At 69.2% G+C, this 17,839-nt stretch carries 15 protein-coding genes; 4 read left to right on the top strand and 11 right to left on the bottom strand.

The annotated features are described in order from the left end of the window. Positions 1–95 precede the first annotated feature (95 nt). The 4 genes from QHF85_RS19985 to prs are packed head-to-tail and all read right to left on the bottom strand — an operon-like array spanning position 96 to position 4,378. On the bottom strand, positions 96–875 hold the full coding sequence (locus tag QHF85_RS19985) for an ABC transporter permease (protein WP_281328831.1): 780 nt from the start codon (positions 873–875) through the stop codon (positions 96–98). Further along, positions 872–1,687, bottom strand: coding sequence for an ABC transporter ATP-binding protein (locus QHF85_RS19980; RefSeq protein WP_281328830.1), 816 nt, complete (start codon positions 1,685–1,687; stop codon positions 872–874). The genes QHF85_RS19985 and QHF85_RS19980 overlap by 4 nt, the downstream gene beginning before the upstream one ends. Continuing rightward, a complete protein-coding gene (locus QHF85_RS19975; RefSeq protein WP_281328829.1) occupies positions 1,684–3,396 on the bottom strand; it encodes a glycosyltransferase family 39 protein in 1,713 nt (570 codons plus the stop codon). Before QHF85_RS19975 ends, QHF85_RS19980 begins: the two co-directional genes overlap by 4 nt. Positions 3,397–3,451: 55 nt before the next feature. Next, complete coding sequence (prs, locus tag QHF85_RS19970) at positions 3,452–4,378, bottom strand: ribose-phosphate diphosphokinase (RefSeq protein WP_281328828.1); 927 nt, start codon at positions 4,376–4,378, stop codon at positions 3,452–3,454. A 59-nt stretch (positions 4,379–4,437) separates the two neighbouring features. Between prs and QHF85_RS19965 the strand changes: the two genes are divergently transcribed. Further along, positions 4,438–4,983, top strand: coding sequence for a hypothetical protein (locus tag QHF85_RS19965; protein ID WP_281328827.1), 546 nt, complete (start codon positions 4,438–4,440; stop codon positions 4,981–4,983). Between the two features lie 3 nt (positions 4,984–4,986). On the opposite strand, the gene QHF85_RS19960 is transcribed toward QHF85_RS19965, so the two are convergent. Both QHF85_RS19960 and QHF85_RS19955 read right to left on the bottom strand, forming a co-directional pair. Beyond that, positions 4,987–5,373 carry a hypothetical protein gene (locus tag QHF85_RS19960; RefSeq protein ID WP_281328826.1) on the bottom strand — a complete coding sequence of 129 codons (387 nt, stop codon included), beginning with the start codon at positions 5,371–5,373 and terminating at the stop codon, positions 4,987–4,989. 567 nt (positions 5,374–5,940) lie between these two features. After that, on the bottom strand, positions 5,941–6,627 hold the full coding sequence (locus QHF85_RS19955; protein ID WP_281328825.1) for a hypothetical protein: 687 nt from the start codon (positions 6,625–6,627) through the stop codon (positions 5,941–5,943). Positions 6,628–6,721: 94 nt separating this feature from the next. Here QHF85_RS19955 and QHF85_RS19950 point away from each other — a divergent pair, with 94 nt between their 5' ends. Further along, positions 6,722–8,104: a hypothetical protein gene (locus QHF85_RS19950; RefSeq protein WP_281328824.1), complete on the top strand. Its 1,383-nt coding sequence runs from the start codon at positions 6,722–6,724 to the stop codon at positions 8,102–8,104. Positions 8,105–8,133: 29 nt separating this feature from the next. Then, the gene (locus QHF85_RS19945; RefSeq protein WP_281328823.1) at positions 8,134–9,027 is read left to right on the top strand and encodes a hypothetical protein; all 894 of its coding nucleotides are present in this window, start codon (positions 8,134–8,136) and stop codon (positions 9,025–9,027) included. A gap of 103 nt (positions 9,028–9,130) precedes the next feature. Here QHF85_RS19945 and QHF85_RS19940 read toward each other — a convergent pair whose 3' ends face one another. Together QHF85_RS19940 and QHF85_RS19935 are read right to left on the bottom strand one after the other, a co-directional pair. Beyond that, complete coding sequence (locus tag QHF85_RS19940) at positions 9,131–9,691, bottom strand: hypothetical protein (RefSeq protein WP_281328822.1); 561 nt, start codon at positions 9,689–9,691, stop codon at positions 9,131–9,133. Positions 9,692–9,699: 8 nt separating this feature from the next. Then, positions 9,700–10,071 (bottom strand): hypothetical protein, encoded by a 372-nt coding sequence (locus QHF85_RS19935; RefSeq protein WP_281328821.1) that lies wholly within the window; start codon positions 10,069–10,071, stop codon positions 9,700–9,702. Between the two features lie 320 nt (positions 10,072–10,391). Here QHF85_RS19935 and QHF85_RS19930 point away from each other — a divergent pair, with 320 nt between their 5' ends. Then, positions 10,392–14,234, top strand: a complete 3,843-nt coding sequence (locus tag QHF85_RS19930) for an NACHT domain-containing protein (protein WP_281328820.1) — start codon at positions 10,392–10,394, stop codon at positions 14,232–14,234. 3 nt (positions 14,235–14,237) lie between these two features. Here the strand turns inward: QHF85_RS19930 and QHF85_RS19925 are convergent, their stop codons facing one another. The 3 genes from QHF85_RS19925 to QHF85_RS19915 form a co-directional block, all read right to left on the bottom strand. Beyond that, a complete protein-coding gene (locus QHF85_RS19925; protein ID WP_281328819.1) occupies positions 14,238–15,437 on the bottom strand; it encodes a Bcr/CflA family multidrug efflux MFS transporter in 1,200 nt (399 codons plus the stop codon). Then, positions 15,438–17,129 carry a class I SAM-dependent methyltransferase gene (locus QHF85_RS19920; protein WP_281328818.1) on the bottom strand — a complete coding sequence of 564 codons (1,692 nt, stop codon included), beginning with the start codon at positions 17,127–17,129 and terminating at the stop codon, positions 15,438–15,440. Positions 17,130–17,133: 4 nt separating this feature from the next. After that, a partial coding sequence (locus tag QHF85_RS19915) for an outer membrane lipoprotein carrier protein LolA (protein WP_281328817.1) occupies positions 17,134–17,839 on the bottom strand: 706 nt, incomplete at its 5' end.

Here is a 17,839-nt window from a genome sequence, read left to right as displayed (position 1 = left end):
CAGTTCATCGACCCCGAGTCCAGCGCTTGCGCTGGTCCGGGTCCAGGGGCGGATAGCCCCGGTGGGGCCTGGGGCAAAGCCCCAGCGAAACGCTATCAGCTCTTCTCCGACGGATGCCACCGCCGGAGGAGGAGCCAGCCGCCGAGGTTCGTGGCGCCAAACAAGGCGAGGCCGAGCGCTGAGGCGCAGAGGACGGCGGCGAAGAGCAGGTCGGTTCGGAGCTGGCGCGGCGCGCTCATGATGAGGATGCCGAGCCCGGGCGTGCCCTCGGCGAAGCCTGCCACGAATTCGCCGACGATGGCCCCGATCACCGCGAGCCCGCCTGCGATGCGCAGGCCTGTCACGATGCTCGGCAGGGACGAGGGCAGGCTCAGCAGCAGGAGCGTGCGCAGCTTGCCCGCGCCATAGAGCCGGAAGAGGTCGCGCAGCGCGGGCTCCACGGATCGCAGACCCGAAAGCGCGTTTGCCACGACGGGGAACACGCTCACGATGAATGCCGATACGCTGACGGCGCGCTCGCCTGGCCCGAACCACAACACGAGCAGCGGCGCGATGGCCACGATGGGCACGGTCTGCAGGAAGACGGCGTATGGGTAAAATGCGCGCTCGAGCAGGCGCGAGGCCGACAGCACCACGGCCACGAGGACGCCGATCACGCCGGAGAGCGCGAATCCGACGAGCGCGCTTTTGGCTGTGGTCAGGGTCGCGAGGCTGAGCGTGGCTGCGTCGGCGGCGAATGCGGCGGCGATCTGGCTCGGCGGAGGCAGCAGGTATGCGGGCACCGCGAGGACGCGGACGAGCACCTCCCAGGCGCCGAGCATGAGCACGAGGGAGAGAATGGGCGGGGCTGCGCTGAGGAGGGGCTTGGCTTTCATTGCGGAGCCGGCGCCTCCCCCGCGAGCAGCGCGTCGTGCAGCGGGCCGAGCACGCGCGCGAATCGAGGATCGCTGCGGAGCGTGGTGTCGCGCTGGCGTGGCAGGTCGATCGGCGTGTCGAGCAGGATGCGCGCTGGGCGCCGGGAGAACACGATGCAACGCTCGGCGAGGTAGGCCGCCTCCGCGTTGGAATGCGTGACGAAAAGGACGGTCATGCCGAGGTCGAGCCAGAGTGCGCGGAGCTGATCGTCGAGCCGCTGGCGCGTGAGCTCGTCGAGGGCGGCGAAGGGCTCGTCGAGCAGCAGAATGCTCGGGCGCACGACGAGGGCGCGGGCCAACGAGACGCGCATCTTCATGCCGCCCGAGAGCTCCGCTGGATATCGCGCTGCCGCGTCGCCGAGACCGACCTGTTGGAGCGCGGCGAGGGCCTCGGCGCGCCGCTCGGCCCGGGAGACGCCCGAGAGCTCGAGCGGCAAGGCTGCATTGTCGAGGACGTTGCGCCAGGGCAGGAGGTGCGCGTCCTGAAAAACGTATGCGATGCGGGGCCGCTCGGCGCCGTCGGGAGACACGAGCCGGACGGAGCCCCCGTCGGCCTGGTCGAGGCCGGCGACGAGCCGGAGGAGCGTGGATTTGCCGCAGCCGGAGGGGCCGAGCAGGGCGACGAAGGTGCCGGCGGCGATGTCGAGGTCGAGGCCGTCGAGCACGACGCCGCTGCCGGAGAAGACGCGCCGCGCGCGCTCGACGACGACACGCACGCCGCCCGGGGGACGCGCGTCCGCTGCAATGCCGGGATCGAGCACCAGCGCGGTCATGGTTTTTCCTCGGTCGCTTCGAGGTACACGTCCATCTGGCCGATCGACGTGTGGAGCACGTATTTCTCGTCGAGGAGCCGCTGCATCGCGGGGAAATCGCGCAGGGAGTCGGCCGAGTCGAAGGCGTCGCCCGTCACGTGGGGGAAGACGTCGTAATGCTCGACCACGATCGCCGCGGGGGGCGCTTTTTCGAGGTCGGCGAGGAGGACCTTTTGGTGCTCCTCCCTGGCCCACGCGACGCGCTGGGGGACGTTGTAGATGTACCGGGTCGCCGCCGCGCGGTCGGCCATGTCGTAAATCGATGGCTCGAAGCCCCAGACGAAGACGGGGCGATTCGCGGGGACCACGCTCCGGAGCAGATCGGCGACGGCGCGGTTCGTCACGGTATTCACGTCGGCCACGCTGGCGAGCTCGTCGAGGCCCCGCTGGTTCTGGAACCCTTCGGTCGCGAGGCCGAGGCGCTTCTGCGTGCGCACGAGGAACGAGCCCGGGACGTCCTTCGTGGCCGTCCGGCCGAACGGCACGATCAGGAGCACCAGGAAAAACCCGGCGAGGCCGAGCGCCCCGCGCGCCCGCGCCCGCTGGAAGAGGGCGTGATACCCGAGCGCGGCGACGAGCCCCGTGAGCGGCCAGGTTGCGCCGTAATGGTAGGGGAAAAACTTCCCCTGCATGGTCACGCCGACGAGGTGAACGAACACGACACCAAGCGAGAGCCATACGAGCGGCCGCTCGCGCGCGCAGACACCGAGGCCGAGCGCGAGGAGCAGGCCCACCGTCGGGACGCTCCCGTATTGCTGGAGCCACTCGGTGAAGGCCCAGTAAAACATCGCCGTCGGGGCCGCGCCTTGCCAGCCGAGCGCCGTGTAATGGGGCGTGAAGACGAAGAGGACGCGGTGCAGGTCGCCGAGCGCGCCGCGCGCGGCGAACCAGGCCGCGCAGATCGCAATGGGGATCGCCCCGCCCACCGCGAGCAGGAGCGAGGGGCGAAGGACGCCGCGGGCGGCGGCGCGCAGGCGTTCGAGGGTCGGGCGCGCGGGATCCGTGTCCCACCACGCGGGCAAGAGCGCGATGATCGCGGCGCCGCCCACGAGCGGCGGCTTGAGCAGACCCGCGAACCCGAAGAGGAACCCCGCGACGAGCCAATCACGCGCCTTCGTCGCCGCGGCCGAGGGCAAACCCGACGGACCTTTGCGCGGGGCGCAGAGCAGGGCGGCGATCGTGATCATGCCGCCGAAGGACTCGGGCTGCGACGTGTGCCAGAAATCGAGCTGCGCGTGGACGAGGACGGTGATCGTGGCCGCGAGCAGCCCGAGCGTGCCCGTGCCCCAGAAGCGCCGCGTGAGCCGCGTCATGCCGAACGTCATGAGCACGAGGCCTGTGACCTCGAGGGCGCGGATGCCCCACTGCGCGGATCCGAAGAGGAGCCGGGCGAGGGCGTACACCAGGAAAATGCCGGGAGGCTTGAAATCCCAGGCGTCGCGATAGGGCATCCCGCCTTCGAGCACGGTGCGCGCGACGACCGTGTAGATGCCCTGGTCGCGGCCGTGGCCGAACGTGAGGATCTGGAAGAACAAGAAGGCGAGCGCGGCGAGGCACGTGGCGATGAGCGCGCGTTCGGCCAGGATCTCGAGGTGGCCCGGGATCACGGGCGCCGGGGGAGGCGTGGCCCGCTCGGGCGCGGAGGACGGTTCGTCGGCGGCGAGAGTCACCGGAGCGAGGTTCTAGTCGGGATCGGCGGAGGCTCCAACCAATTTGCGGGCCCCGTCAAATGCGGTACGTCCGTTCGATCGCGGCCACGAAGAGCGGCGCGGCGGACTCGATGGCGCTTGGTGCGAGCTGCTGACTGCCGGGGTGCGAGTCGGTGCCGAGGATGTGCTCGAACATGCCGCTCGCGCGGAGTTTTTCGAGGGCGCCGGGGGGCAGGACGAGGTGGCTCGCGACGGCGTGGCAGCGCGTCGCGCCGGCGGCGAGGTAGGCCGCGGCGGCCTGGATGAGCGAGGATCCCGTGCGGATCATGTCGTCGTAGATGACGACCTCGCGGCCGCGGACGTCGGCGTTGACGCCCGTGACGGCGAGCTTGCCGGTCTCGGGATCGCGGCGTTTGTAGACGAACGCGGGCTCGACGTCGAGGTCGCGCGCGAGGCTCTGGACCCACTTGGCGCGGCCGGCGTCGGTGGCGCCGAGCAGGTACGAGCGGCCATCCATCGTGCGCTGGATGAGCTTCGTGACGAGCGACGCGCCGTAGAGGTGGTGCGTGACGTGGCTGTCGCCGAAGTAGTACGGGATGCCGTCGGTGTGGAGGTCGAAGAGGTAGACGCGCGTGCCGCCTTCGCAGGGCGGGATGGCCGAGACGAGGCGAGCGCGGGTCTTCGCGGTGACGACCTCGCCGGGCAGGACGGCGCGCTCCATGGTCGCGTAGCCGAAATACGGCATGACGATGGAGAGGGAGCGGGCGCCGCCGGTGCTGATGGCGCATCCGAGGTCGTAGAGCTCGAGCCAGTCGAGGTCGGTCGGGGTGCCGCCGAGCAGCACGACGTCGCGGCCCCACGGGTCCTCGGCGACGCGGAGGTACCGCTCGCCGTCGGGGAAGGTCTTGTGCACGATCTCGCCGCGATCGAGCTCGCCGGCCGCGAGGAAACGGGGCTCGAGGTAGGCGTACGAGGAGATCGTGAAGAGGAGCTTTCTTGCCATGGCAGCCCGGTTCTCCTCGCCCATCTTGGCGCCGTTGTCACGTCTCGAAGGAGGAAACCATGAGGAAATTCGTATCCCCCGGCCCGCTCGTGTCCGCCCTCGCCGTGCTCGTGCCCCTCATCGCGCTGAGCGTCCCGGGGGCCGCGCGCGCCGACGAGCCGGCTTCGCCCTCCGCGGAGGGAGGTGGCGGGGGGCCGGGGTGGGATGGTCGGTTCGTCGCGGGGATGAGCGCGTTCGGCGTGTCGGCGGTATCGCTTGGGCTCGGGATCCTGTCGACGTATCAGGTGTACCAGGCGAATGAGGCGATACGAACGAGCGTGTTTTCGGCGCAGTTCACGCAGGAGCAAAGCGTGTGCGTGGCGGCGGAGTCGTCGGCGGACCCGGGGGCGGGGGTCCTCCGGGAGACGTGCGCGCGGGGGAATACGTATAACACGCTGCAATACGTGATGTATGGGCTGCACGTCGGGGCGGCGTTCGCGGGGACGTATCTGGTCGTGACGAGCGTGCTGGCGGCGGAGAAGAAGGAGGGGGCGGGGGAGGGGATTGCGGTGGTGCCGGTGGTTTCGGCAGGGTATGCGGGCGTGGTGGCGAGCGGGGCTTTTTGAGGGTCAGCGGATGGGGCGGAGGTGGTCGAACCGGCGGTCGTGGAGGATTTCGTAGGTCGCCTTGAGCGTGACCGACTCCCCGGGTTCCACTTTCTCCATGCAGTAGAATCGATTGCCCAGGCGCAGGCAGTCACCCAGCAACAGGCCGGCCGCCGGGGGTTGCATGCCGTCCCCCCACCAGTTCTTTTCGTTGATGAACGATTCGGGGACGTCGCAGACGTAGGTGATATCCGCACCGAGCGGCTCCCCGCCCAGCGCATGATGCAAGAAGACGTTGCAGCCATTCACGCGCGTGGGCGTTTTGAGTTCGAGCGTGATCTCGGAGGGGTCGGCACGCCCGCAGGAGGCGAGGACCAGGGCGGCAATCATGAAGAATGAGAATCGCATCATCAATTCCTGGGATAGAGGCGTCGGTCACAGGTAGCGAAATTAATCTCTTCTTTGGGCGCACAGGCGAGGCACTTGCGACGCATCTCAATGCAGCAATCGTCGCAACCCCGCTGGGCACCCTTGTGGTCGCAACTGTTGTGACAAAGAGGGGTCTGCTCCTCACACCACTCAGGGGGCTTGCACTGCGTCGCCGTCACCGTGGACCCCCCCACAGGCCGTGAGCAAGTCCGCCAGAAGGAACAACGCCGGACCCACACGCATGCGTTTCGCCCCTCACCCGGCAGCCTGCCGGCCCTGGCCCGACGCGTCAACCTCTTTCCCCGGCTGGATCGCCCCGCGCGCCCCGCGCACCGCCCGTACTTCCCGTCTGGATCCGCGCCCGCGCGCCGCGCGCGGCCCGCACTCCCCGCCCGGATCCACGCTCCCGCCTGGCGCGAACACCTCACCCCGAACCCGGATCGCCCCTCGCGCCCCACGCCACCCGCGCGCTCCCCCCCTCGAAGCACCCCCGCGCGCCACGCAACGGGGTCGATCGAGGCCTCGATCGACCCAGTTGCGCAGTCTACCTCACGAATCCTCGCCCTCCGGGCCCTCGTTTGCGTCGCCCGCCTCACGCTTTCGCTTCGGCCGTGTCGGCTCCAGGAAGGCCGCGACGCGCTTCGGCTGGCCCGCGAAGAGCTTTTTCAGGTCGCCTTCGAGCCGGTCGATCTCCAGGTTGATGTCCTCCACGTAAAGCTCTTCCGAGGTGCCCTGCAATGCCAGGGCGCGTAGGCCATTCGCGCGCTCCTGCGCGTTCAGGTCGAGCCTGTCCGTCACGGCCCCGAGCCGCGGGGACCATTTCAATGCGAGCGGCTCGTCCGGGTTCCGCCCGAGCTCGTCGAGCCACGCGCGCCCCTGCTTCACTTCACGATCGACCCCGAACGCCTGCGCCGCCGACGGCGAGACGTCCTTGAAAAACCGCGTATAGGGCGGCGCATCCCGGCGGCCGTCCGTCTTGTCGACGATATCCCTGCCAAACGCCGCGACCTCGGGATCCCAAAGGGAATCGGCGACCACGAGCCGAGCCCGCGCGCGGCCGAGCGCGCGCTCGAGCTTGCGGCGCTCCGCCGCGAGCGCGTCGCCCTTGGCCGTGAGCGATTCCCACAGGGGCGCGAGGTGCTTCGTGGCGTCGTCGCTGGCGAGGCCGTCGGCAATGGAAGCGCAAATGTCGGCGGCGGGCGCGGGGGAGGTGGTCGTGCGTAGATGGGTAGCCATGTGGGGAAGGTAACGGCTGCGGCGGGGGACGTGTCAAGGGGGAAGGGGCTCGCGCAGGGAAGGAATGCGAGGAGGAGAGATTGGTGTCCCTGCCATGCGTTCGGTACCGTTGCCGATGCTTCGTCGTGTCTTCGCCTGGTGCTTGCCGCTGATCCTTCTTGTCTTGTGCGCGCCGAGGGGCGCACGCGCGGAGGTGATCCGCGTCTGCGTCAAACCGCCGGACGTCGCGCCGAACGCGAACGAATGGGCCTATTCGCCGGGGGCGAAGGCCCTGTGGACCACGAGTCGCGCGAAGTTCACCACGAAGAGCGAGGGGCTCACCGTCTACGTATTCGACCCCTACGCGCCCCCGACGAGCGCGAGACTCCTGCCGATCCCGCACAACAAGCTGACCTGCCCCACGCCGCCGCGACCGAAGCCGGCTCCGCCGAAGGATGCGCCCAAGGCATCGGCTGAAGAGAACGAGGCAGGAGCGTCCACGTCCGCCGAGGCCTCGAAGCCGCAGAAGCCGCCGCCGGCGAAGGACGAACAAGGGGAGGTCGTGCCGCCCGGCGTGAAGAAGATGCCGGAGCGTCCGCCGGAGAAGCCGCGGCCGTCGCCGCCTCCGCCCGAGGGCGTGCTGTCGAAGGAGCCGCTTTTGCCGTCGGAGGGCGTTTTGCCGAAGCGGGACGAGGTGCATCCGCCGAAGTGCGTGGATGAGCAGTGCACGCTGGTGGATCGAGGCGGGGCGCTGCCGGAGCGCGTGTTTCGGAACGGGGCGCCGCTCGCGAGCGTGGCGTCGTGCGAGCAGACGAAGGAGGGGTGCACGGGCAAGGGGAAGGGCAAAGCAAAACCCCTGACGCCGATCGAGCGGATGGTCCGCGAGTTGACGATCGCCTCCGCGATGCTGAACGGCGAGTTCAACCACGACCTCGCGCGCAAGGATGGCAAGCGGTTCGGCATCATCGGCGGCGACGACGCGGACGGCGTCGACAACGCCATCGTGCAGGCCGCGGCGGCGATCACGCAGGTCGCATCGGCGGTGCTCGTCGGGCAGGCGGAGAAGTTCGCGAAGAGGTTGGAGGAGGCTTGCGCGAAGAAGGCGCCGATCATCCTGGAGGGGGCGGAAGAGTTATCCGAGGACGCGGCGAAGCTCTTGGCGGAGCAGTACGGGGAGGTGATTACAAACGCGCTAGCGCAGAACCAGACGATCGGCCCGTACAAGCTGATGAGCAAGTTCACGGATGGCATGAAGGGGAGGTACGAGGCGCACCACATCCTGGAGGTCAATCAGGCGATCACGCACGGGCTCACGAAAGAGCTTGACAAGATACCGTCGGTGATCTTGACGGTGGCGGAGCACCGAGATTTCAATAGGATGTTCACTGCGGCAAGACCCAGGATCAGGAGCAAAGCCGATCTGTGGAAGCTCTATGAAGAGGCATACGAGTCGTATCCGCACTGGCTCGATGCCATCAGGCCATACTTCGGCAAGTAACCCAGTAGTCAAGACGAGCAAGTTTCGACATGCGAACCGAAGTCAAGATCGATTTTGATGGGGCATGTTTGATGGGCGATCCCCATAGCCTCATGCGAGCCGTGGGCTGTGGCCCCGACGTCGTCGAGGTGTTCGGCCCAGTGCTCAAACGGCTGCCAATATGCGTCACACTGGACGACAGCGACGCGCGACTTCCAAGGCTTCTGGAGCTTTTCAAGCAGCATGGCGTCGAATGGTCCGAGTACCGCCGGGACCGCTACACCGATGACGAGATTCAGGCCGCGCGCCTGATCGTCATGGACGCCTCCGACCTCATGAGTGGTATTTTCGCGGGACCGCGGGTGGGGACCCAGTACGACATGTCCGAGGCGTGCAAGCTTTGCGGGGCCGGAGCTCGCCAGACGTCCGCCATGGTTGTCGATGGCGAAAGGCTTCAGGTCCTCGAGGGCAAGCGCGCAACGACAACCTGGTACAACGACATCCTGGTCGAAGAAAAGCTGGCCGGTGCGCTCGCGGAGAGCGGCGCCACCGGGCTCTCGTTCCGAGGGGTTTTTGCGGCGTTCGAAAAGCGTGGGCACTTCCAGCTTCCGTGGCGGCAGCTATGCGCCACGCATACGCTGCCCCCGATGTCCCCTCGATCGACCGGAACCAAGCTCTCTCAACCATGCCCATGCGGGCGGAGCTGCTTTGGCACTTTTTGGGAGGTCCCGCCCCGCCTCGCCTACCGCGCCTCGGACCTCGCGGATGCCCGTGACGTGAACGTGACCTGGGAATGGTTCGGCTCCGTGAATTTCAACGGCGACGTCTACGACTCCGTCCTCGCCTACCCCTGGTTCCTCGTTACCCCCAAGGTCTGGCGCATCTTCCGCGACGCAGGCGTCACCGGATTCGACTGGCTCCCGATCCGGATCGAGGATGGCTGAGCTACGGCCCCGTCCACGCAACACCGCGAGGGGAACGGTTTCCGCTGCTGCGCCGAAATCTTGTCCTTGACAAACGTTCCGAAAGCAGCATTGGCCGAACCCTCTACTGTGTCGACTCCGCCGGAGGCATCCCACCGAGATCCCGAACCACCTGAAGCTCCGTCTTGCCCGTGCGCGGCGCCGCCGATCCGGAGGAAGCCGGCGAAGTCCGAGGGCCCGCGGGCTTCGCGCGTTGCGGCGTTGGGGCCCGCGGTGGGACCTTCGCCGACGAGGCGGAGGGCGCGGCGCTCGCGCTCGCGCTGGGCGCGATGGGCTCCGGTAGCGCGTTCAGCGCAACACACGACCAGTCGCCGAGGAGCACATACGCGCGGCTGCAGCGGATGTCGACCGTGCCGCTGGTCGTGTTGAACTGGATCGTGTGCGCCCACGGCGCCCGCTCCCACTGCCTTGGCGCCGCCTCGCACCCGCGAGGCTGCCCCATGCAGGCGGTTTCACCCGCCAACCGATCGACCACGATCGACGACGCGAACACGTTCACGAGGCCGAGGATGCTCGCCGTGAAGACCAGCCCTCCAAAGAGGAGCTCGAGCCAGAAGACGAGCCAGGCAGAAGCAGATCCACTTACCTGCACGCGTACAGGGGGTTGTTGCTGCTGTTTCATCATGACCCCCGTCAGCGCGAGCAGGCGTCACGCCTCTCCGCCTCGAAATACGTCAGGACACAACACAGCGTGATCTCGCTTTGCGGCGCGCCGTTCTCGTCGAGCTCCGTGGCCGGCGGGCCGTTCGGCTCGGACGTACATGACGCATTTCGCGGCGGCGCGACGGGAATGATCCCGCGGAGGGGCCATCCCTTCGGACAAGGATGGACGCCGGGGCGACGCACGCATCGCATATCCTCGTCAGGCAATCGCAGGTGAGGGCCGAAGGTCGTCGCGACCTTCATCGGCTCGCGGAGGATCACTTCTTCTTCGCGGCTCGGCGCGCACGCGGCGACCCCGAGGAGCGGCGCGACGAAGAAGAGGGCGAAGAGGTACGGAATCAACCTTGAGGTGGGTGCTGACGGTGGCATATCCCTGGTCAAACCTGTACCTGGGAAAACCCGCCACCGCAATCCGTTTCTGATGCGCCCGGCAGTTGTCCCGGACCCTCCGACAAACTCCCACATCAAGCGCGCTGCCGGTCTTGACGCGGCTGTTCGATGAACTGCGCATCGCGCAGTTCATCGACCCCGGGTCCAGCGCTTGCGCTGGTCCGGGTGCAGGGGCGGATAGCCCCTGCTGGGGCCTGGGGCAAAGCCCCAGCGCGGCGCCTCCCAGAGGGGCCTTCATGCCGCGCCCCAGTTCCGCTAGACTCGCCTTCGACGTGTCCTTTCCGCTCCTCGTCCTCCACCTCTCGGACCTGCATTTTGGCCCGCATGGTCGCTTCGGGGGCCAGGATGGCGAGCGGCTCGCTGCGCGCTTCTCCGCTGCGATCGATGCTGCGCGCGAGGAGCTTGGGATGCGCCAGGGCGTGGGGCTCGTCGTGGTCACGGGGGACATCGCCGAGGCTGCGCGCAAGAGCGAATACGAGGCTGCGCTTGGGTTCTTTGGGCACCTCGATGCGCTCCTTCGTGTCCCGCGCGATCGATTCGTGTTCGTCCCCGGAAACCATGATGTCTCCTGGGCCGAGACGCGCAAGGTGCAGATCGAGCAGGATGACGAGGGGTTCGACGAGGCTGAGTTCGAGCGACGGCTTGGCCTCGTGCGCCTCGCGCGCTTCGAGGCGTTCGTCGCGGCGTTCCACGGGCGGCCGCGCGGGGAGCTGCCGAATGTGACTTCGATCGGGCATGGCGCTTTCGTTCACCATTTCGCCATGCCGGAGGGGGGGATCGCCGTCGCCGCGTTGAACTCGTGCGAGCGTGAGTCCCATGCCCGGAAGGGCGGCTCGTTCAGCGAGGCGCAGGCCCAGCGTTTGCTCGATCATCTGCGCGGTTTGCCCCCGTCGTGGATGTCGATCCTCGGCGTGCACCACAATCCGATCACGCCCGTGCCCGAGGCCGTGGCGAGCTGGGTGGAATGGCTGCGTGGCCATCCCGGGCCGCTCAAGCCCGAGACGATCGAGCATTTCGCTGCCGACGCGGCCGGCTTCGAGGGCAAGGAGCACCTGCGCGCCGTGACCGAGGATGCGCGCGTCTCCGTGGTGCTGCACGGACATCATCACGGCGCCGATGCCCACGCGTTCCCCTTCCGGCGCGGGGAAAAGGGGCACACGCTCGTGCTCTCGTCCGGGAGCTGGGGCCTTTTGCCCGGGCACCTGCCCGAGAGCCAGCCGGCGATGGTGCACCTCCTCGAGCTCGATCCGGCGCGGCGGCAAACGCGGTCGATCCTGCGGATCTATGCGCCTCGCGTCCGCGCCGAGGGGCAGGTCGAGCCGGGGGCGTTCGCCGTGGATCCGGCGAGCCCGCGCGGCGCCACGCTCGATCTGTACGTGCCCAAAGGGTTTGGCGAGGAAAAACAGGTCGCGGCTTCGTCCGAGGGGGCCGAGGTGCCCGCGTTCGTCGAGGCCTATCGGCGGCGCTTCGGGACGCGGTACGTGCGCTGGGACCTCGGCGGCGTGGGCGTGACGCAGCCGAGCGGGGGTGGGCCGCCCGTCTCGGCGCGGCTCGACGAGATGTTCGTGCCGCCGAGGCTCGGGACGAACACCGACCCCGACAGGCTCGACGACGGCGCGCCGCTCGATCCGTTCGCGCTCGTCACGCGGGCCTCGCCACTCGTCCTTCGGGGGCCGGCCGGTTGCGGGAAAACGACGATTCTGCGGCATTGTTTTCGCAAGCTGCTCGCCGAGGGCGGCAGGACCTGCGTTCCCTTTTTGATCGAGCTGCGTGAGCTCGGGCGCGCGTGGGAGCGGGCCGGGCCGAGCGAACGGACGCTCGAGGCGTACCTCGCGGGCCGCCTCGCCGAGGTGCGCGGGCGCGACGAACGAAGGACGCTCGCCGCGTTGTTCGAGGCTCCCACGGGGCCGCGGCCGATCCTGCTCGTCGACGGATGGGACGAGCTTGGCGATCTCGGCGACGAGGTGCGCGAGAAGTTGATGGGGCTGCTCGGCGCTTCGCCGCGCGTCCTCGCGGTTGTGACGAGCCGGCCTTATGGCGAGAGCCGGCCTTCGAGCGCCGAGGGGTTCGACGTGCTCGACGTGCAGCCGCTCTCGGACGAGGAGATCGGGGAATTCGCGGCGCGCTTCCACGGGCGCGTGCACGGCGAGGACGAGGCGAGCGCCCGCGCGGCGAGCGAGCGCTTCGTGTCGGCGCTTGGCGCGAGCGCCGAGGCCGAGGCGCTCGCGCGGACGGCGCTCCTGCTCGTGATGATGCTCTTTGTGCACCGGTCGAGGCCGCTGCCGGACAAACGGCATGAGCTGTATCGTGTTTGCCTCGACAACCTGCTTTCGGCGCGTCCGCGCGCGAAGGAGGCGGAGGGCGCGCGGACGCCGCCTTCGATGTTCCGGCCGGAGGACGCGGCCGAGCGGATGCGCGTGCTCGCCGAGCTCGCCGATCGGGTGCAGCGCGAGGGCTACCGCGAGCAGAGCCGGAGCCCGATCGTGCGCACCGAGGACGAGCTCTGCGCGCTCTTGCCCTCGCGTTTTTCGTACGAGGAGCGCCGTGGGTTCGTCGCGTGGCTGGTCTCGGCGGCGGGCGTGCTCGTGGATCGCGCGGACGGGACCTTTTCGTTTGCGCATTTGAGCTTCCAGGAATACCTCGTGGCGCACCACTGGGCCGCGGTGGTGGAGGGCGCCGAGGCGCGGGTCGGGCTGTGCCGGCGATATCTGCACGATCTCGCATTCTGGGAGACGCTCCGGTTATGGGCGGCGGTCGTGGAGGACCGGAACCCGGCGCACCTCGCGTCCGTGCTGGAGAATTTGATCGAGGGGGACGCGGATGGGTTCTGGCTCGCGGGCGTGATGTTCGCCGACGGGCTCGGCGAGGGGCATTTCGAGGCGTGGTGCGAGCGGCTCTCGGCCCATTTTCACGTGCACGAGCAGGTGCGCGGGTTCGCGGCGGCGCGGGCGTGGGCGGCGAGCCGGCAGGAGGGGCGGCGGCAGCGGCTCGCGGCAGCGTGGCCGGAGGTGGCGTCGCGAGCGCGCTGGCTGCCCGGCGTGATCGCGTCGTCGTGGTGGCAAGAGGCGCGGCTCGGGCGCGAGGAGGCGGAGCCGCCCGCCATGTCGCGATTGCTCTCGGCGGCGGGCGAGGGGCAAGGCGTGGCGCGAGGTCGGGCGCTCGGCGGGTCGAGCCCGGTTTGGCCGGGCGATCCGCCGGAGCTGTCGCTGCTACATCTGTGGCCGGGTCCGCGGGGGCCGGCGGCGGCGCGGCTGCAGACGTTGATCTCGCTCGGGGGCAAACGCGAGCACCTCGGGCGCGCGGCGCGGCGGGTGCTCGTGCCGGAGCGGGAGGAGCGCGATCTGGCGCGGTACATGGCGCGGTATCTGGCGCGGTCGTGGGCGAAGGAGGCGGCGCACGACGACTGGGTGCGGACGTGGGCGCTGGATCTCGCGCGGGATTGGGCGATGGATCTGTCGCGCTCGTGGGCGCGGGAATGGGCGCGCGATTTCGCGCTCGATCTGGCGCGGTACTGGGCGCGGTATCTGGCGCGGTACTGGACGCGGGATCTGGCGCGGGACTGGGCGTTCGATCTGTCGCGTTACTGGGCGCGGGACTGGGCGCGGGACTGGGTGCTCGACATGGCGTGGGTCTGGGCGCACGAGCTCGAATTGCCCGAGGAGCCGTGGACGCTCGATTTCGCGGCTGTGGAGCTCGCGGGGATCGGCCGGGCGGGGACGCGCGCGGTGCTGGCGTTCTCGGAGCCGAAGGATCCGCTGCTCCGCCTCTTCCACGAGGCCTGCCGCCTCTCCTTGCGCCCGCGCTCGGAGTCGACCCCGTTCCGCCGCGCGCTCGCGGATCTGCCCGAGGGAATCGACCCGCTCTGGCCCGCGCTCGCGCGGCACGTGGCGCGCCTGTCCACGCCCGAGGATCAAAAGCTCTTGTGCGAGCTCGCCGAGCACCCGGAGAGCCGCGGTAAGCCGCTCTCCTGGGGATTGCGATATTATGTGCGGGGCGACCTCGTGCTCGACGACGGGACGGAGGTGCGGCTCGACGAGCTCTGCGACGAGGCGGGGATCGCGCGATTGCCGTGGCTCGCTTCGATGCCGGACGAGCTGGAGGTCGAGTTCGATTGACGGTTATTTTCGCGCAATGCGGCCCGCGAGGAAGGAGGCCGCGCCGCAGGCGGCCATGACGCCCGCCATCGGCCGCATCGAGCCGTCGTTCAAGAGGCCCACGAAGGACGACGCGCAGGCCGCGATGCCGAATTGAATCGAGCCGAGCACCGCGGAGGCGAGGCCCGCGCGGCTGCCTTGATCGTCCATCGCGAGCGCGGTCGCGTTTGGCCCGATGAAGCCGAGGCTCGCCATGAATCCGAACAGCGAGACGGCCACCGCCGGCAAGCCGCCGGCCCCGGTCACCGCAAGGGCGATGAGGACCGCGCCCATCACGGCCAGGACGACCGTCCCGCGCGCGAGCAATTGCCCCGGCGAGAACCGCGCGAGGAATCGGTGGTTCACCTGGGAGGCCGCGATGAAGCCAAACGCGTTTGCTCCGAAAAACCACCCGTATCGCTGCGGCGAGACGTGGAAGAGCTCGATCAGGACGAACGGCGAGCCCGAGATGTACGCGAACATGCCCGCCTGCGAGAACGCGCCCGTGAGCGTGTACGCGACAAACCCGCGGTGGCCGAGGAGCGCGCGCACGTTCCGGGCGAGGGCGCCGAGCTCGATGCGGGTCCGCGTCGTCGAGGTCTCGGGCAATGCCGTCGCCATGAGCGCGAGGCAGGCGGCGCCGAGGACCGTGAGCACGGCGAAGATGGTCCGCCATCCCGCGATCTCCAGCGTGAGGCCGCCGAGCAGCGGCGCCAGGATGGGCGCCGCGCCCATGACCAGGATGAGCGTGGAGAGCAGCCGGGCCGCGGCCGGGCCGACGTACAGATCCCGGACGACGGCGCGCATGACCACGGGCCCGGCGGCGCCGCCGAGGGCTTGCAGGAACCGCAGCGCGATGAGCGTCTCGACGTTCGGCGCGAACGCGCACCCGGCCGACGCGAGCACGTACAGCATGAGCCCGACGTAGAGCGGGCGCTTGCGGCCGAAGCGATCGGTGACCGGCCCATACGCGAGCTGGCCGATCCCGAGGCCCGCGAAATAGGCCGCGAGCGTGAGCTGCGTCATCGACGCGGTGGTCCCGAGGTCCCGCTCGATCGCGGGCAAGCTCGGCAGGTACATGTCGATGGTGAGCGGCCCGAGCGCCGCGAGCGCGCCGAGGATCAGCGCGAGCAGGCCGGGGCGATCACGACGCGGGAGAGGTTCGTCGGAGGGGAGGGCCGTCATTCAACCTTTCTCGAGGGTCACGAGCACTGTTTTCAAATGGGCCTCCCCGCCCGGCTCCGGCGGAAAATCCTCCGGCTCCGGCCATTCCTTCACCTGCGCCGCGCCCCGCCCCGCGTCGCGCGCGGCGTCCTGCAAGACGCGCTTGAACTTGGCGTGCGTGATCCCTTTGTGATTCGTGCACGCGAGGAGGTGGCCGCCGGGCGAAAGGACGCGGATCGCGCTCGCCGCGAGCTTCTTGTAATCGCTCTCCGCGGAGAAGCGCGTCTGCTTCGTGGTCGCGAAGCTCGGCGGGTCGAGGATCACGAGGCCGAACGGTCCTTCCTTTGCGGCGCTCTTCTCCAGCCATTTGATCGCGTCCGCTTCGACGAGCACGTGGGCCGCCGGATCCGCGCCGATCCTGTCTAGGTTTTTCCGCGCCCATTCGAGCGACCCGCGCGAGACGTCCACGCTCACCGTCCGCCGCGCCCCGCCCGCGGCCGCCGCCACCGTGAAGGGGCACGTGTACGCGAAGAGGTTCGCGACGGACAAACCAGCGGCCATGTCCCGCACGCGGCGACGGTTTTCCCTTTGATCCAGGAAGATCCCCGTGGACAAACCGTCCCCGAGCCGCACCTCGTACGGCAAGCCGAGCTCGTGGACGATGAGCGGTTCGGGCGCGGGCTCGCCGCGGACCGGGTCTTTCGGGGCGAACTGCGGCTCCCGGGCGTCGACGATGCGGCTCGCGTGTTTTGGGCGAATCTTGAGGTAGATGCCCGTCGGGCCGAGCCGGTAGGCCGCGTCGAGGATGCGCTCCCGCGCGGCCTCCGCGTCCTCGTCGTAGAGCGAGACGACGAGGAAATCACCATAGCGATCCACGGTGACGCCGGGCAATCCGTCGCCCGCGGCGTTCGCCAAACGGAACGCATCCGTGCCCGGGAGGCGCGCGATCCACGCGCGGCGCTCGGCGGCCTCGCGCAAACGGCGCTCGATGGCGTCCACGTCGGACAAACCTTCGTTTCCTTCGAGAAAATCCGAAAAGAAGGCCGGCAAGGGCGCGCGGAGCGTGAGCGGGCGGCCGTCCCGCGGGTGGTCGAGGACGAGCTCTTCGAGGTGCAAGGCGAGCCGAGGGGCCGGATCACCGCCCCGCGCCACGTCGCCCACGATCGGCGCCTGCTCGGCCCCGAGCTGGGCCGGCAGATCCACGGGACAGCCCACCTCGGGCGTGAGCGCGAGCAGCGTGCGATCGCCGTGCCTGTCGAGGACGCGGAAAAGCACGGTGGACGGCTGGCCCGCGTGCGCCGAGGGCGGCAAGACGCGATGGCCGCCGTCGCCCGGCGCGAGGCGATGGCGCAAGACGCCTCGGTCCGGCCCTTTGCCGCGGCCGAGCATGCCCGGCGTGCCGCGGACGAGCGCCACGTAGGTGCGGCGGGCGCGGCGGCGCTCGATTTGCTCGGCAATGGATCGGTTCGCTTCGCGGCGGCGGGTGAAGACGAGCACGCCCGAGGCGTCCCGCTCGAGGCGCTGATGGACGCCGAGATAGATGGGCGCGCCCGGTTGGGTCGCCTCGTAATGGGCCGTGAGGCGGCGATGAACGTCGTCGCTGCGCTCGGGAGCGTGTGTCGGGACGAACGGGGGCTTGTCGACGGCGACGAGGTCGGGGTCCTCGTGGATCAGACGGCCCGGCGTGGAGAGCGGCCAGAGGTCGAGCGGCACGGGATCAATTCTGGGTCACGTTGGTGCCCGGCGGAGGGGTGAAGGTGAACTCGGCGGGGTCGATCGCAGCCGGCTGGGTCGAGCCTTCGAAGTCGAAGCGGTTCCGGTTGCCCTGGGCGTCGACGAGCATGACGCGGCGGATCACGCCGGGATCCTTCTTCTCCAGGAGCGCCTTGTCGACGTAGAAATACACGGAGTCGTAATGGGGGGTCGCTTGTCGGGGTTTCCCGAGGAGGACGGGCCCGCCCTCGAACTTGGATTTGTCGTGGAACACGAACGAGAACGAGGGCCCGAGCCCCTTGCCCATGAGGAACGCGAGGGCGCCGGGGTACTCGGTCTTGTCGACGGGCTGCACGAACATCTGGTTGTCCTCGCCGATGTAGACCTTGAGCGTCGTGCCATCGGAGACGATGCGATTCTTGCTCGGCGCGTCGTACCGGAACGAGATCTTGTTCGGGCGCTCGAAATAAAAGACGCCGGTCGATTTCTTCGTCGTGCCCGCGACTTTTTGCGTGTGCTCCTGCTTGAACTTCGCGAAGAAGGTCTTTTTGTCGAGGAAGACCTGGTCGATCCCGACGGCGACGGCGTCGGCCGAGCCAGGCGCAGGCGCCGCCGTGGGCGCGGCGGCGGAGGCGGTCGCGGGGGGCGCGGCGGCAGAGGCGGTCGCAGGGGGCGCGGCGGCGGAGGCGGATGCGGTCGCGCGTGCGGAG

Origin of the sequence: Polyangium sp. 6x1 (assembly GCF_029946515.1) — a bacterium.
Taxonomy (GTDB): Bacteria; Myxococcota_A; Polyangia; order Polyangiales; family Polyangiaceae; genus Polyangium.
The sequence above is the reverse complement of the archived record's forward strand: the minus strand, read 5'-3'. Positions and strand labels throughout refer to the sequence as shown.

Bases quoted from the DNA above. Each gene is read 5' to 3' on its own strand.
- QHF85_RS19985 (WP_281328831.1), bottom strand. From the start codon at position 875: ATGAAAGCCAAGCCCCTCCTCAGCGCAGCCCCGCCCATTCTCTCCCTC.
- QHF85_RS19980 (WP_281328830.1), bottom strand. From the start codon at position 1,687: ATGACCGCGCTGGTGCTCGATCCCGGCATTGCAGCGGACGCGCGTCCC.
- prs (WP_281328828.1), bottom strand. From the start codon at position 4,378: ATGGCAAGAAAGCTCCTCTTCACGATCTCCTCGTACGCCTACCTCGAG.
- QHF85_RS19965 (WP_281328827.1), top strand. From the start codon at position 4,438: ATGAGGAAATTCGTATCCCCCGGCCCGCTCGTGTCCGCCCTCGCCGTG.
- QHF85_RS19960 (WP_281328826.1), bottom strand. From the start codon at position 5,373: ATGATGCGATTCTCATTCTTCATGATTGCCGCCCTGGTCCTCGCCTCC.
- QHF85_RS19955 (WP_281328825.1), bottom strand. From the start codon at position 6,627: ATGGCTACCCATCTACGCACGACCACCTCCCCCGCGCCCGCCGCCGAC.
- QHF85_RS19950 (WP_281328824.1), top strand. From the start codon at position 6,722: ATGCGTTCGGTACCGTTGCCGATGCTTCGTCGTGTCTTCGCCTGGTGC.
- QHF85_RS19945 (WP_281328823.1), top strand. From the start codon at position 8,134: ATGCGAACCGAAGTCAAGATCGATTTTGATGGGGCATGTTTGATGGGC.
- QHF85_RS19940 (WP_281328822.1), bottom strand. From the start codon at position 9,691: ATGATGAAACAGCAGCAACAACCCCCTGTACGCGTGCAGGTAAGTGGA.
- QHF85_RS19925 (WP_281328819.1), bottom strand. From the start codon at position 15,437: ATGACGGCCCTCCCCTCCGACGAACCTCTCCCGCGTCGTGATCGCCCC.